Origin of the sequence: Bartonella sp. AP65SXKL, assembly GCF_042195725.1 — a bacterium.
Lineage (GTDB): Bacteria > Pseudomonadota > Alphaproteobacteria > Rhizobiales > Rhizobiaceae > Bartonella.
Genome location: NZ_JBHIOW010000118.1, coordinates 1 through 233, shown reverse-complemented (window position 1 = coordinate 233; position 233 = coordinate 1). Strand labels below are relative to the sequence as shown.

The window sequence follows — 233 nt, the reverse complement described above, 5'->3', positions numbered from 1 at the left end:
TTATCCTGTCTTCCTTCTACCAGAACAACTGAAAACTCATGCTCATGTGGAAGCACAGAGTTTTGTGTGTGTTGGTGACCTTCAACTATACCTGTAGATTTCCATCCAATAATTGAAGAAAGCAACTCTTTTTCAACTGCTAAATATTCTTCTTCAACAGTTGCAATAGCACTTTGCAAAATCTGTCTTTGCTTATCTGCCATCGCTTGTGGTATTGTGGCTGCGACAAACTG

General features: G+C 39.5%; 1 pseudogene. It reads right to left on the bottom strand.

The features are described 5' to 3' along the window. Positions 1 to 233, bottom strand: a pseudogene (locus ACFIMP_RS09960) (hypothetical protein); the annotation flags it as partial.